The organism is Salinithrix halophila (assembly GCF_042650125.1).
GTDB classification, from domain to species: domain Bacteria; phylum Bacillota; class Bacilli; order Thermoactinomycetales; family DSM-45169; genus Salinithrix; species Salinithrix halophila.
Genome location: NZ_JBHSAP010000004.1, coordinates 113,732 through 127,829 on the forward strand (window position 1 = coordinate 113,732; position 14,098 = coordinate 127,829).

Sequence of the window (14,098 nt, forward strand, 5' to 3'; positions counted from 1 at the left end):
TTTTTCAACGGAGCACCGCTCTTCCAATCATGCGTTCAAGATATCTTTCTTCCGGAAATACAGTAATGACGCCAGAAGAGTCACTCCGATCCAGATCGTCAACACCGTGATGCCCGTTGTCAGAGGCAAATTTGCTTCCATGGTGTTTGAAAGCTGACCATCCCAATTACTGCCTGGGTTTAAATGAACGGTGAACAACCAGAACATCCATTTCCCGTTGTGTACTTCCTGTTGAAGTGCTTGTCCTAGAATCACCATGGCGAGAGCCGCCCCTGAACTGATCAACGGTGATTTAAATACAGTAGAACATAAAAACGTAATAGAGGCCACGGCCATCATAGCGAAAACGCTCAACAACATGGATCCTGCGATATATTGCCACTCGGGTATTAACAAGGCTTTATCAAAAAGCGGAATGGGAACGATTTGTCCTTCTTTCCCCATACCGAAAAGGAAATCCACGTTCACGAAGTGTGGCTGACGGGCCCCGTCTGAACTATACAACAGCAGATGAACAGCCAGCATCGTCGCAAAAAAGCACAGTGATAGTACCATGGTTGCCGTAAGACTGGCCGCCCATTTTCCCAGTAGGATCTTCACCCGGGAGACGGGACGAACGAGCAGCAGTTTCATCGTACCACTTGCAGTCTCTCCGGACACCATGTCCGCCACGAGTATGACCAACAACATAGGTAGGAACAATCCAGATGCAAGCGGCATCAGTTGATTCATCGCTTTCCAAGCGGTAAACTCACCCTGCAGAAGGGGAGGAATATCTCGCTCCAGAAGATATTGCCACTCCGTTTGTTGCGCATAACCTTTCTGTCTTTGACTTTCACGGCCAGCTTCCGAATCGCCTTGATACTTCTCCATCCTTTGTTGCAACTTCGCTAAATCACTTTTAATCAATTGATCCCAGTCTGGTGACTTCAATTGCTGCATCCGATGTAATTTTCCTTTGAGTCTCTCGATGCTTTTCTCTACCATTTTGATTTCTTTTTGTAAGTCCGATGAACTTGCTCCCTCTGATGTTCCTTTTAACGACTCTTTTTTCATTTCTCTCAGATTTTGTTCGTATCTTTCAATTCTCTGTTTCATATCAACAATCAAGTTACCAGGAGCATATTCCTTCTCCCACTGATACATAGTTCCTGATAAACCGATGCTCATCAGCACAGCCAGCAGCATGATGATCCAAAATTGGCGGCGATGAATCAGCTTCATCCATTCGTTAGCAAACACACGGCCCCACTCACGCACCGACTCCCCCTCCTTTCCCTTCTTCTACACCCGGCTTTTCCGTTAACTGTAAGAACGTCTCTTCCAACGAATTTTTCTGTAATTGAACACTATAGATCGCTACATCCTGATATACCAACCTTTTAACCATTTCCGGAATAGCCTCTTCTTCCAAATAGGTATAGATGATTCCGTGCTCCCCCTCTTTGGCCTTCACGCCTTCCCGTTGAAAAACCTGTAGCGCGTAAGCCGAGTCACGTACACGGAATGAAACACTGGCGGCTTGTTCCAGCAATTCCGACACATCGGCTTCCCTCAACAAACGACCATGGTTTAGAATCGCCACCCGATCACACATCATTTGAATCTCGCTTAGTAAATGACTGGAAACAAAGACGGCCATTCCGTCATCCGCCAGACGTCGAATCAAGTCACGAAACTCCCGTATGCCTGCCGGATCCAACCCATTGGTAGGCTCGTCCAGTACCAATAATCGAGGATTAGCCAGCAATGCTTGGGCCACGCCCAGACGTTGACGCATTCCGAGTGAGTATGTTTTTACTTTATCATCAATTCTATCAGTCAATCGGACGAGCTCAGTCACTTCTTCAACTCGTCGATCCCGCTCCTTTTTGCTTAATCCAGCCAATCGCGCATAGTGAATCAGATTCTTTCGTCCTGAGAGATAGGAATAAGTCTCCGGATTTTCAACAATCGTGCCAATATGAGCCATCGCCTGGGCGGGCCTTTTTTGCACATCATGACCCATGATGCGAATCGTTCCACGAGTCGGCTGGATCAAGCCAACAATCATACGAATGGTTGTGGTTTTGCCGGCACCATTAGGTCCAAGAAAACCGTATACTTCCCCTTCTCTGACTCGCATACTGACGTTGTTCACAATCCGTCGCGAACCGATTTTTTTGGAGACTTCCTCCAACACCAAAACGTCCATGGTTCCATCCTTTCATTCTTTTACATAATGAAACAATGCCTCCACATTTCTTAATCCTAATGTGAGAAAAAAACCAATTTAGGCTAACTAATCACAAATAATCCGCCAGTGTGGAGACCTGGCGGATCGGTCTAATATTAATCATAAAATTTTGCTGTCGTTGAGTAAATACGATCTTTAAACCATTCGGATATAACAAGATATCATTCTGCTTTCCCATTTGCTCCGTCAACAAATTTATTAACATTCCATGTCTGACATCCGCCAGGAGGTATATATTCAGTGCCTATATAATCATCGGGATTATAAGGATCTTTCTCCCACAACTCATAATGCCCACCCACTGAGCCACGACTGATACAAGTCTTAAAATAACCTCCGCCGGACTCAACCACAACACATTTTGGAAAGTAGAAGAACCGACATAATCCCAATCTCCGCCCCCTGCTGATGCTCTTGGCAATCTCTGCTCAAAACAACCCATACACTCGCCCTTCTTTATCGATATCCATATCGAGGGCGGCGGGTTTTTTGGGCAAGCCCGGCATCGTTAGCATATCCCCAGTCAGAGCGACCAGGAAACCGGCTCCCACCGACGGCCGGACCTCCCGCACGTGAAGGGTGAAGTCTTCCGGTCGGCCCAGTAACGCGGGATCGTCGGAGAGAGAGTACTGAGTCTTCGCCATGCAGATCGGTAGTTCACCCCAGCCGTTAGCTTCGCACTCAGCGATCTGCTTTTCCGCCTGAGGGGTATAGGTGACACCCGATGCTCCGTAGACGCTACGGGCGATACGGGAGATCTTGGAACGGATCGGCTGATCCGTCTCATAGAGGAATTGAAATCGGTTCTCTCCGCTCTCGGTGAGGCGAACCACTTCCCTGGCCAGCGCCTCCCCACCGGCTCCACCATGCTCCCATACTTCACACAGAGCGAAAGGAAACCCTTTTTCCCGGCACCAGCGCTCTAAAGCCTCCAGTTCCTCCGCCGAATCCGTATGGAATCGGTTAAGGGCCACGACAAAGGGGAGGCCGAAGTTAGCCATCGTTTCCGCATGGCGCTCTAGGTTGGTCATGCCCCGCCCCAAGGCCTCCACATCAGGCTCTTTCAACCGATCCTTGGGGACACCGCCGTGCATCTTCAAGGCGCGTACGGTAGCCACGATAACAGCTACATCCGGACGCAATCCCCCGATTCGACTTTTGATATGAAGGAACTTTTCCGCCCCGAGGTCAGCTCCGAAACCCGCCTCAGTCACCGTATACTCCGATAGTTTGAGGGCAAACCGAGTAGCCATCAGGGAGTTGCAGCCATGGGCGATGTTGGCAAAGGGACCGCCATGGATGAAGGCAGGCGTGTTTTCCAGGGTCTGCACCAAGTTGGGGCGCAGAGCATCCTTTAGAAGGAGGGTCGCCGCTCCAGCCACACCCAGCTCGGCTACGGTGATGGGCTTGCCGCTGAAGGTATAGGCAACGAGGATCCGACCAATGCGTTCTTTCAGATCATCAAGGTCGGCAGCCAGGCACAGGATCGCCATCAACTCGGAGGCAACGGTAATATCGAAACCGTCTTCCCGAGGCATCCCATGGGCTTTCCCTCCGAGGCCTACCACAACGTTGCGGAGAGCACGGTCGTTCAGGTCCATCACCCGCTTCCACACGACGCGACGAGGATCGATCTGTAGACGGTTCCCTTGATGAATATGGTTGTCGATCACCGCGGAAATCGCGTTATGGGCGGAAGTGACAGCATGAAAATCCCCCGTAAAATGGAGGTTAATGTCCTCCATGGGCAATACCTGGGAGTACCCTCCGCCGGCAGCTCCCCCTTTGATTCCCATGCTGGGCCCGAGAGAGGGCTCCCGAAGAGCCACCACGGCCTTTTTTTCGATCCGGTTAAGCGCCTGACCGAGACCAACAGTGACCGTCGATTTTCCTTCACCGGCAGGGGTGGGACTGATCGCGGTAACCAGAATCAGTTTCCCGTCGGTACGGGTTTTGATCCGATTCCAAACTCCGGGAGCGATTTTAGCTTTCACCTTTCCATAGAGCTCTACATCTTCTTCCGTAAGTCCCAGCTGAGCGGCTATCTCTACAATCGGCTTCATGTCTGCCCTTTGGGCGATTTCGATATCACTGGGAATCGCCTTTTTCGTTTCCTTCGTAATCAATCCCCCACGCTCCTCCCGTATCTTATTCAGCAACTAGGTTGCACCAGCTGACCTACTATTATTTGAAAGCGCTCTCGCCATTTTTAATCTATCACAAACCCAGTTCATCATGCTCTCGAAAGAGTAAATGACTGCTATGGGCTAGGCAACTCCGTAATACAGATCCGTAACCTTTTCCTGAAGATCTGGCAAAAGTGTCGAAAAATATGACACCCAAAACTGTATATCCCGAAAACTTTACAGAATTACAAATTGATGATATGGGAGAGTTGGCGCTAAATCAATTTAAACAAAACAAAAAGTTTCCGTATAAAGAAGTGGATGGAGTAGTTACCCCTGTCAAGTTTAGCTCTATTGTAAAAGGACCTAATGGTAAAATAATTGAAGTTGAAGGATTTGTTGTTCCTAAGAGTGCCGACTATATAACCACGCACTATCCAAAATTCGATTCCAATAGCAATAGAATTAAGAAAGAAAAATAAAAGGGGTTGAAAAATGATGAAGAACCTTCAACAGTTCTTGGAGAGAAATAGACCGGAAGACCCCGAAGTGAGGAAAGTTTGGAGATATATCATTATTATGGTAGAATGCGAAGAAATGGATATACATGATTTGATAACGGAATACCATCGATATCTTAAGGAGGAAATTTGTGGAACCCAGGGAATCGAGTTTATTAGTAACTGGGATGGAACGCTTCAAGCCGGAACAGGAGTTGACAAAACCCAGTGTGATGAGACTGCCTTTTTAAATCATTTCAAAAGTGTCATCGATCAATACGTCAATCAGTAAGTGTAGTGATAGTGATTGAAATGTATGCTGTGTCGATTTTATGATGGAAGAGATCAACCGCACGAATTGGAGATCCCCTAAGCGGGGTCTTTTTTTATCGATGGACGGAGGATGAAAAAAGGAGTGGCATGTTCATGACGGATCCCTTTCATTGCATGACAATAGTTCGCCTGACGCCCGCTTTTTCTATGGAGAGAAGAAACAGGGGCAAATGGAACGCCTCCTCCGAATAGGAGATTTAAACGCGGAGGACAGTGTGTTAAAGGTGTATGAGAAACGTTTCAGCGGCACCCGGTATTTTCCCTTCGCCCGTTGCGTAGATGGAGACATCTTGTGCCATGATTACCATGGTGAAACGCCTTCCGTCGTATGTTGGTCACAGGATGAAGGTCAGTTCTCTGTAGTAAAGCGGAGTTTCGACCGGGTTTTGCATTATTTAAGATTTCAATGAAAACAAGAGGCCCCTAGTATATGGGGCCTGAAACTGCTGACAAAGTCCCTCCTGCGCCACAGAGGCGGCCGGTTTCCGGCGAAGCGCCTGTTGGCACCGACCACTCAGCGGAGCTCCCGGAGGCACCGACCGTTTAGCGGACAACCCGCTTTACCCTTTTGTCCGCTGGTCGGGGACGGAGGGAGCGGAGCGGACATCCCCCACATCTGCGGGAGGAACATCTGGCGCGGAGTCGGAAATCCGGCCCTCCACCCCCGCTCCGGAGGTTGTCAAGCACCTCAGGCCCCTAGTCTATGGGGGCCTTTTTATCAATCCGGCATCCCAGGAACTCAACGGCGAATTTTGTGTAGATCGCATTGGTCCAGCCAAAGCCTTCTTGTAAAGGATACCTGCCGGCCGTCTGAATATTGAAATCGACCACGTTATATTTCTCAAATAATTTACCGTGCTGCAAGAACATCTTTGTACATAAACGGACCCAGCGTTCGGTAATAATTCGGCTTTCCTTTTCATAGCGGTAATTTTGCAACCCCTTGGCAACAACCCATTGCAGCGGGGCCCAACCATTGGGATAATCCCATTGGAATCCTGATCGTACGGTGGATGTCACCACTCCTCCGGGGTAGAGAAACATGGGCAGGCGCTGGGCAATCCTTTGGGCTTGATAAGGAGACGCTGCTTTAGACCAAAGGGGGGAAAAGGCCGCTAAGGAATGATATCGATTTTGTCGTTGGCGGACAAAATCGTAATCGAAGTATGTACCCTCCTGATCGTTCCACAGATAGCGGTCGATCCGCTGTTTACGGAGTAAAGCCCTCTCTTTCCATTGCTGTCCTTCGTTTTCATGCCCCAGGATTTTCGAAAAGTGCAAAAAGTCCGTTTCGTATTTGTAGAGCAGGGCATTTAAATCGACGGGCAGATAATAGCCGCATTGTCGGTTAAACCGGCCGGTATAATCCCATCCAGATTCCGCTTCAATCCGCTCCTGCCAAAAACGAGGCGGAATATAGACTTCGTCGAGGTGAAGATATGCCTCCCCTTTTACGCTCAACATGCCAGGGAGATTGTCATAATACTTATTCAACCCTGTATCAGCATGATAATGGGTTCGAGGGTTCATCCATACTTCGTGGTATTCAATCTTGGCGATCTCGAAAGCTTTTTTTAACCACTCCATATCCCGATCCCAGACCGCCCGAATCATGGAAGTGAGAAAAGGCGGCTGGGACCGGCTTAGGTGGGCAAGTTCAGAGCTATTCGGGATAATGCCAAAGCGCGTCATCTCATAAAAAAAATTTTCGACAATCCCCTTAGCCAGCCGATGGAACTGAAAGATTTTTAATCCCAGAATAATAAAATAACTATCCCAATAAAACAACTGTTGAAACATGCCTCCCGGCACCACATATGGATACGGGAGATAAAACAGTTCACCTTGTGTATAAGGGGGGCTTTTTTTAACGATTTTCCTCCAGAACCGGTCAATATATTCGAGAGTGCGCCTGACTTCCCTATCCGGGCATTCGATCCGAACGGGTGGTAACAACTCGTTCACGAAACGTCACCCCTTCGTTTGCTTCCTACCTTTACTATAATCTCTGTCGAGACACTTTATAACCTCTCAGGACTTCTGGAAAATCCCCTACCTCTCAGGAACACCCTCCATAATATTGCCCAGCTTTTGTGCCGTGTCGACGCTACTGTAGTCTCCATGTCCACCAATCGGCCCTTGTGTTCTATTTTTTTGGAAACTCGGTTGACAGACGATATTATTTCCGATATTAACCGAGGAAGAAGTACTAACGGAATTAATCTTAATATGGTTAATTTGGATATTCGGACATTGGGACACAAAATCACGCCCTCTTACCATTGATCCTTCTTGGCGGAGATCTATACGAAGAAAAAAGAGGATCCCTGACGGATCCAGCTAGAATATCCTTTTTAAGGAAGAATTTGAGCGGGCTTATCCAAGAAATCGGGGTCTACGGAAACAGGCCCAACGCCCTCAAAAGTATTCAGGACTGAGAAATCTCCGTGCCCCCCAGTGGGTCCCTGGGTCACGTTTTTCTGGTTGCTGGGTTGATTCACAAAGGGCGAATTTACATTCACCGCTGCTGATGTAAAGACAGCACCCACTTTGATCACGCCGACCAACGACATGGAAAACATCCCCTTGAAGTTGTATTGAAAACCCATAATTAACATATGGCGACTGCGAACAGATGGTTAACCTCTTTTTCATTTCTGAGTTAGGCTCAAGCCAATCCGCCAACGCTGTTCCCTGACGATATCCCAGGCTGGTCCCAGTATAAATCACCCCCTGGAATCAAATCCTAATACCTACTGACGGGGATAGGGTGAACAGAATGAAAAACTGTTGGGTCTTTTTATTTCTGCTGGTTTTAAACTACCTGATGGCAGCGGTGATGGATAGCTTGTTAAAGCACCCTCTTGAAACCGTCCGGTTTAACATCTTGTCCTATTTCTTTGTCATGGATCGGGCGGAATATGTCATTTTGGCGGGATTCTTGCTTCTCTACGTCTCACAACAAGTGTTACAAGCCCGAAAAAAACGTTCCCGTCAACAGTAGTCCTTTATAAACCCTTGCTTCTTCCTTAACCTGCCGCAGAGCGGGTTTTTCTTTTGTTTCTCCGCTTACGGAACAAGTTGGTAAGAAATAAGAGGATGGGAATGCCAATTTGAAAGGGCAAATGTAAGTACAACGGAACCACCTTGAGCCCCTCTTCAATATGGAGAGAAAAATCGCTGGCGATGGCAATGGAGAAAAACAAGATAACCAGGCCCAGAGGAACAACCATCTGCTGCGTGTCTTTCATGCGAAAAAGGTCGGTTACCCCCAAAACAGCCGCGTAGAAAAAAATGGATATCTTAAAAAAACCGCCGATAATCAAGGTCAACAAGGCGATCACATTTAAATTTTGCAGGATATTCGCCACCGTGATTTTCCCGACTGTTCCCAGTAAGGGAAACGGAGAGCGCCCCATGATATCCACACCCAGGACGGCGATATTGAGCGAAATGGTATAAGTCAAAATCAGCCCACTAAAGGCCATTCCCATCAATCCGATCGGCAAAGCCTTTTTGGGGCGATTCAGATAGGGAAAGATCATACTGAAGACAATCATCTCTCCAAAGGGAACGGTCAGGGTCTGAGGAAAGACCGTCATTAAAACAGGTTTCCACCCATTTTCCAATACAGGTAGCAACCGTTCAATCTGCACCGTTTCCGTCATCCATAGAAAAAGGCTCGCTATGAAACCCAAGGAAATCATCACAACAATGAAGAGTTCCCCTAACCGTGCCAACACTTCAATCCCCAGGTAGAGCGTGTAGATCATCACCACCATCAGACCGGTTCCTAATACGAACTCGGGAGTGAGATCATACAGGGTGATCAACAGGTCAATGAAGTCCCGAAGGACGCGGGAAGCGATGTAAGTAAAGTACCAGACATAAGCCAGTCCAACTACCCAGCCGATATAGGGTCCCCATATCTTGCGGACATAACCGGTTAACGGCTGATCGGGGTAGGAGCGGTAGAGGGCATTGTTTACCAGAAAGACAGCCAGCCCCAACACCAGCCCCATCAGGATCGCCAGCCAGGCGTCTTTTTTTGCAGTGACACCCAATGCCACCACCAAAGCACTTCCCAGCTCAAATAATACGATCAGCGTGAAAAGCTGATAAGGGCTAATTTTAACCTTTTCCATAAGCTCCCCCCTTTTTCTTCGTTATTTTGCTTGGAAGGGCTTCCCACGAAGGCCCGTCCGGCGAATGGAAGGCACGATGTCTACTTGAACGTCCAAGCGGGAATAGTAGGATGGCCATTTATCCTTTACGGTTTTCCACCATTCATTATTCGAGCGGCTGAAAGCATCTCCAAACCCGAATACATCGAGCTTCTTTTTTTGTGTAAAGCGAAGCGCTGCTTTCACTTCGTTCCGAATGACCTTGGCATATCTCTTCTCCAATTGATGAATGTTCTCGGGGTTATCGAGGTCGATAAGACATATCAGTTCTGTCACCCGGGCAACGGGACGAATGACCATGCGCACCTTGGGCTTTCCATGAACAAGCTCGGTGTGGATTCTCGTCTTAGAACGGACCGTCTCGATCGAGATTTTATACTTTTCCTTCTTACATCCGATAGATACGGGTGGATTCCGTATTTTATCCCGCCCCCACAAGATCCCCCGTGCCTGTTTATAATCCGCCCATCCTTTAAACCGGTCCTTCCGGAAGAGGGCGAGGCCTGCAAACTTGATCTTTGCCGGAGGGATGATCTCCTTGGTGTTTTCGGGTTCTTTCCGTCCCTTCCCAGGATCTCCCGTTACCCGAACGCCGCTGATGACAGGATCCTTCCCTTCACTGACCAAGTCACCGACAATATCGTGAGTCGTATTTGCAATGCTTTCCGCCCACACCTTTTCGGTAATCTGAAGGGTACGAGTGAGTTTGGAGGCAGGCACTTTCTCCAATGAGGTTGCGGTACTAAGAAGGTCTTCGGCAGAAATCCCTCGAGCGACTAAAATTTTGAGTGAAGTTTGAAACTCGGGATCGCGATGAAGTAAATCGAATATCTCTTCGATCCCTTCTTTGGCCACTTCCTCACTGATCACGAGGACTTGGGTTGAACCGACATACAGTCGGCGGGGACTGATTTGGGAAGCGGCCCGAAGAGCTTCAAACAGCGAGTAGCCGTTATCCGCATAGGTCGTAACGGATGAACTCCTTCCTGTAGCCTCTCCCGCTACTTCGCTTGGGTTCACGAACTGCAGAGAAAAACGGTATTGCCCTTTCTCTGTTTTATCGATCCCCGCAGCCAAGACAATGGCTAATTCATCAATTTCCCGTCTGTTCCAGCAGCCGGTTAACAGACAAATGCAGAGAAAGATAGCTAGCAGACCCTTTAATCGCTTCATTCCCATCAACCGATCCCTCCGGATTCCACATTTTTATCCACCCAAATCTAGGACTCACCATCGGATGAAGGCGGGGTTGGGGATTGGCCTTTCTCGATCCGTTCAGGCTTTTCACTCGTCCACAAAGGGCGCTTCCGATGAGCCCATATCGGAAAACGAAAAAGGGTATCTTTATGATCGGAAAGAATAAAGGGGGCAAAGGGTTTCAGATAGGGCACACCAAAGGATCGCAGACTGCACATATGTGCCAGAACCCCGATCATAACCACCATCATTCCGAAGAAACCGAGGGTTGCTGCTGAAATCATAAACAAAAACCGTAAGAGGCGGCTCGATGGTTGGATATGGGTAGCAGGAACGGCAAAGCTGGAAACGGCGGTTAAGGAAACCACGATCACCATGGCCTGGGAAACGAGCCCGGCTTCCACCACAGCCTGCCCCAATACCACCGCCCCCACAACGGTGACTGCCCCGCCGACAATCCGAGGCATACGGACACCCGCTTCCCGTAGAAATTCAAAAATGATCTCCATAATCATCGCTTCCACGACAGCAGGAAAGGGCACCCCCTCCCGCTGGGCGGCCAAACTGAGCAAAAGCGCAATCGGAACCATTTCATGGTGAAACGTGGTTAGGGCGATGTAAATAGAAGGTCCCAGCGTTGCGATCCCATAGGTGGCCACCCGCAAAAAGCGCAAAAAGGTGGCGATGTCAAAGCGCTGATAATAATCATCCGCAGAATGGAAAAACTGCGCAAAGGTTGTGGGAGCTATCAACACAAAGGGCGTTCCATCCACGATCACCGCTACCCTACCTTCCAGCAGGTTCGCCGAGATGGTATCGGGACGCTCTGAGTAGTAAATGGTGGGGAAAAGTGTAAAGGTTTTGTCCTCGATAAATTCCTCGATCATACCGCCTTCCAACATGCCGTCAATCTCGATTCGTTTTATCCGTTTCCGGACTTCCGCCACCATTTTCGTGTTGGCGATTCCCTGGATATACATAATCGCCACTTCCGTACGGCTGACTTTACCCAGGCGCAGCGTTTCCAATCGTAAATCCGGACTTTTGATCCGGCGGCGGATCAGGCTGATATTCGTTTGGATCGCTTCGATAAAGCTGTCCCGAGGTCCCCGGATCGCCACTTCCGTCCCCGCTTCTTCGACCGACCGGTTTACCAGGTGTGCGGTATGGGCGAGAACCGTTTCGTTCCATCCTTCAACAAAGACGACCGTGTTCCCCGACAGCAGTCCCATCAGCAACGAATCCCACCCGGTGGATACTTTCGCCTCTCCGCTCGCCAAGGCATTTTCCTTGATCCAATCGAAAGCGGTATCCAAGGTGATCGTTCGGTGGGCTTCCGAATTCCTTAATAGCGCATCCATCACAAATTTGTTGACTTTCTCATCCGCCACGAGGTTTTCGATATAGGCCACCGCGATCTCTACCCGATGGTCGGAACCCAACTCAAACCGACGAACGATTAAGTCCGGGGAAGCATGCATGCGCCGTTTTAGCTCCTCCAGATTGGCTTCCAGGCTGTCATCCAATCCATCACCGGACCCAATGGCTTTTGTATCCTTTTTTATCTGATCCTTTTTTTCTTCTCGTTTACGGGTTCGACGGCGGGATCTCACAAGACTTCATTCCTTTTGGGCTTTATCCTACATTACCTGTATTTACTTAAACCCACCGAATTATAACTGAATGCTGGAATCGCTTATCTTCCGCTACGGTTTGTCTAAAGGGCCTGCTCTGTCATTAGGGTAACCCATTTGATGAAAAAAACCGGGCGGAAGAACTTTTCCGCCCGGTTGGCACCAGTTTATCGGGAAATAAATTGTTGCGTCCAATAACGGCCATAAGAACCGCCTTTGGCATATCCCACACCGATATGCGTAAAATTGGCGTTTAAAATGTTGCGGCGATGTCCATCACTTTTCATCCACGCATTCATCACGGCTTTCGGAGTAGACTGGCCCGCTGCAATATTTTCCCCAGCTGCTCTGAACGTAATACGATATCGTCTCATCATGTCAAACGGAGATCCATATGTGGGAGAGTGATGAGAAAAATAATGGTTGTTCCTCATATCTTGCGACTTAAGGCGTGCCACTTTGGATAATTTCAGTTGGACCTTTAGCGGCTTCAAACCCCGTTTTTTCCGCTCCAGATTGACTAAACGGACCACCTGCTTCTCATAAGCCGACAGGGATTTTTTCGTTGGCTTTTTCGTGGACGGCTTTTCCGGTTTTTGTGGTTTTGTATTTCCACCCGTGTTGGCAGGGGTTCCATACCATCTTTTGTTTTGTGAAATCTGGGCTTTATGGCTAGCATCCCACTGATCGACCCGATGGGTGTAGTAATAATTCATGATACACTTCGGCCCGCCAGGTCCGTGGTAATCGTGTGCCAACCCGAAGTTGTGGCTGAGTTCGTGTTGAACAACACGGTGGATCGTCTCAGCATTCATATCGACGGTAACACTGATTCCCGTCTCGTTGACAGGCCCGCCCCAGGCAATTCCGCCAACGTCAAAGCGCGGATCTTTCGTGAAACCGATTACAAAATCATACGTCCGTTGATGGGCTCCAGAGTCTTTCGTTAAATCCTCCAACAGGGTACCGGAGTTGTTCCCTTCCGATTGCCATTCCATATAGCCTTTGACCTGGATATCAATATTATGGTCCCGATTAAAGGCCTTGTCCTGTTTTTCCACAATATTCATCGTGTTCTCTTTCCAATGGGGAAATGCAGCCCGATATTCTTCATCTGCCGCGATGACTGCTGTAACCACTTTAGCCCTAGGGCTCTTAGCTTTTACGGCTTTCGAGCGGGAAAATCGTTCTTTGTCAATGATTTTCCCCTTTTTATCGAACACCTTCAACGACGTATCCCTTTCGATAGGAGCATCCCCCACAGTGCGTTCTCCTGTTTTTGCCCCCTTGGGTACGGGATCGACGATCATATCACCATTTGGAGTGACCGACTTAGCAAGGGGTTTCTGATCTTGTTTTTCATTCTCAAAAAAATTGATGATCTGATGAAAGAAGGACGAATCATCGGAGGTGTCGGAACCGTTTGCTGCATATACAGTTGTTGAACTGCTCAACAAAAGAGTCAATGCCACGATTAGAGACAAAAGCTTTTTACTCATCCTCGAAATCCCTCCCTATTCTTGACAACGATCCCAAACACAATGTGGGCGCGTTGGCTTCGGGGACAAAAGACTCCAGTCCCCAATTGCATTTGAATCATCGAAATATTGCCAATAATTATCCGGCAAAAATCATAAAAAGCAATTATTTCTTTTTCGATGGGATTCCTCCTTTTTTGGACTAAATTTATATGGTTCAATGAGGTAAACGAATGGATGATTTGAAGTGTTTCAATATTTAAATACTCTTTTATAAATTCCCTCAGCCAAGAATCCTTGTGTATCCCAGGACAAAGAGTTTCAGCCATACCAACTTAGCCTCTCTGGCTATGGGTGCCGAAATCAATCAGCAGCAGACGAATCCGGCCATATAAAAAGGACGCCCCGTG

Annotated in this window: 12 protein-coding genes; 3 read left to right on the forward strand and 9 right to left on the reverse strand. The window is 48.3% G+C overall.

The window, feature by feature from the left end; translation table 11 throughout:
- Positions 1-27: 27 nt before the first annotated feature.
- The 3 genes from ACFOUO_RS01625 to ACFOUO_RS01635 form a co-directional block, all read right to left on the reverse strand.
- A complete protein-coding gene (locus ACFOUO_RS01625) occupies positions 28-1,260 on the reverse strand; it encodes an ABC transporter permease subunit (RefSeq protein ID WP_380701487.1) in 1,233 nt (410 codons plus the stop codon).
- Entirely contained in the window at positions 1,253-2,194 is a 942-nt protein-coding gene (locus ACFOUO_RS01630; RefSeq protein WP_380701489.1) for an ABC transporter ATP-binding protein, read from the reverse strand. Before ACFOUO_RS01630 ends, ACFOUO_RS01625 begins: the two co-directional genes overlap by 8 nt.
- Before the next feature lie 470 nt (positions 2,195-2,664).
- The gene (locus tag ACFOUO_RS01635) at positions 2,665-4,362 is read right to left on the reverse strand and encodes a formate--tetrahydrofolate ligase (RefSeq protein ID WP_380701491.1); all 1,698 of its coding nucleotides are present in this window, start codon (positions 4,360-4,362) and stop codon (positions 2,665-2,667) included.
- Between the two features lie 206 nt (positions 4,363-4,568).
- Between ACFOUO_RS01635 and ACFOUO_RS01640 the strand changes: the two genes are divergently transcribed.
- Both ACFOUO_RS01640 and ACFOUO_RS01645 read left to right on the forward strand, forming a co-directional pair.
- Positions 4,569-4,844 (forward strand): hypothetical protein, encoded by a 276-nt coding sequence (locus ACFOUO_RS01640; RefSeq protein WP_380701493.1) that lies wholly within the window; start codon positions 4,569-4,571, stop codon positions 4,842-4,844.
- Positions 4,845-4,860: 16 nt separating this feature from the next.
- On the forward strand, positions 4,861-5,154 hold the full coding sequence (locus tag ACFOUO_RS01645; protein WP_380701495.1) for a hypothetical protein: 294 nt from the start codon (positions 4,861-4,863) through the stop codon (positions 5,152-5,154).
- Between the two features lie 737 nt (positions 5,155-5,891).
- Here ACFOUO_RS01645 and ACFOUO_RS01650 read toward each other — a convergent pair.
- Positions 5,892-7,160 (reverse strand): trehalase family glycosidase, encoded by a 1,269-nt coding sequence (locus tag ACFOUO_RS01650; protein WP_380701497.1) that lies wholly within the window; start codon positions 7,158-7,160, stop codon positions 5,892-5,894.
- A gap of 389 nt (positions 7,161-7,549) precedes the next feature.
- The gene (locus ACFOUO_RS01655; RefSeq protein ID WP_380701499.1) at positions 7,550-7,768 is read right to left on the reverse strand and encodes a hypothetical protein; all 219 of its coding nucleotides are present in this window, start codon (positions 7,766-7,768) and stop codon (positions 7,550-7,552) included.
- A gap of 206 nt (positions 7,769-7,974) precedes the next feature.
- Here ACFOUO_RS01655 and ACFOUO_RS01660 point away from each other — a divergent pair, with 206 nt between their 5' ends.
- Positions 7,975-8,199 carry a hypothetical protein gene (locus ACFOUO_RS01660; RefSeq protein ID WP_380701501.1) on the forward strand — a complete coding sequence of 75 codons (225 nt, stop codon included), beginning with the start codon at positions 7,975-7,977 and terminating at the stop codon, positions 8,197-8,199.
- A gap of 25 nt (positions 8,200-8,224) precedes the next feature.
- On the opposite strand, the gene ACFOUO_RS01665 is transcribed toward ACFOUO_RS01660, so the two are convergent.
- The 4 genes from ACFOUO_RS01665 to ACFOUO_RS01680 form a co-directional block, all read right to left on the reverse strand.
- Positions 8,225-9,340 carry a GerAB/ArcD/ProY family transporter gene (locus ACFOUO_RS01665; RefSeq protein ID WP_380701503.1) on the reverse strand — a complete coding sequence of 372 codons (1,116 nt, stop codon included), beginning with the start codon at positions 9,338-9,340 and terminating at the stop codon, positions 8,225-8,227.
- A 21-nt stretch (positions 9,341-9,361) separates the two neighbouring features.
- Positions 9,362-10,558 carry a Ger(x)C family spore germination protein gene (locus tag ACFOUO_RS01670; RefSeq protein ID WP_380701505.1) on the reverse strand — a complete coding sequence of 399 codons (1,197 nt, stop codon included), beginning with the start codon at positions 10,556-10,558 and terminating at the stop codon, positions 9,362-9,364.
- A gap of 41 nt (positions 10,559-10,599) precedes the next feature.
- Positions 10,600-12,189, reverse strand: coding sequence for a spore germination protein (locus ACFOUO_RS01675; protein WP_380701507.1), 1,590 nt, complete (start codon positions 12,187-12,189; stop codon positions 10,600-10,602).
- Positions 12,190-12,377: 188 nt separating this feature from the next.
- Entirely contained in the window at positions 12,378-13,709 is a 1,332-nt protein-coding gene (locus ACFOUO_RS01680) for a CAP domain-containing protein (RefSeq protein WP_380701509.1), read from the reverse strand.
- Positions 13,710-14,098 lie beyond the last annotated feature (389 nt).

Excerpts from the sequence above, each read along its gene's own strand:
- ACFOUO_RS01630 (WP_380701489.1), bottom strand. The coding sequence starts at position 2,194 with ATGGACGTTTTGGTGTTGGAGGAAGTCTCCAAAAAAATCGGTTCGCGA.
- ACFOUO_RS01640 (WP_380701493.1), top strand. The coding sequence starts at position 4,569 with ATGACACCCAAAACTGTATATCCCGAAAACTTTACAGAATTACAAATT.
- ACFOUO_RS01645 (WP_380701495.1), top strand. The coding sequence starts at position 4,861 with ATGAAGAACCTTCAACAGTTCTTGGAGAGAAATAGACCGGAAGACCCC.
- ACFOUO_RS01655 (WP_380701499.1), bottom strand. The coding sequence starts at position 7,768 with ATGTCGTTGGTCGGCGTGATCAAAGTGGGTGCTGTCTTTACATCAGCA.
- ACFOUO_RS01660 (WP_380701501.1), top strand. The coding sequence starts at position 7,975 with ATGAAAAACTGTTGGGTCTTTTTATTTCTGCTGGTTTTAAACTACCTG.
- ACFOUO_RS01665 (WP_380701503.1), bottom strand. The coding sequence starts at position 9,340 with ATGGAAAAGGTTAAAATTAGCCCTTATCAGCTTTTCACGCTGATCGTA.
- ACFOUO_RS01670 (WP_380701505.1), bottom strand. The coding sequence starts at position 10,558 with ATGGGAATGAAGCGATTAAAGGGTCTGCTAGCTATCTTTCTCTGCATT.
- ACFOUO_RS01680 (WP_380701509.1), bottom strand. The coding sequence starts at position 13,709 with ATGAGTAAAAAGCTTTTGTCTCTAATCGTGGCATTGACTCTTTTGTTG.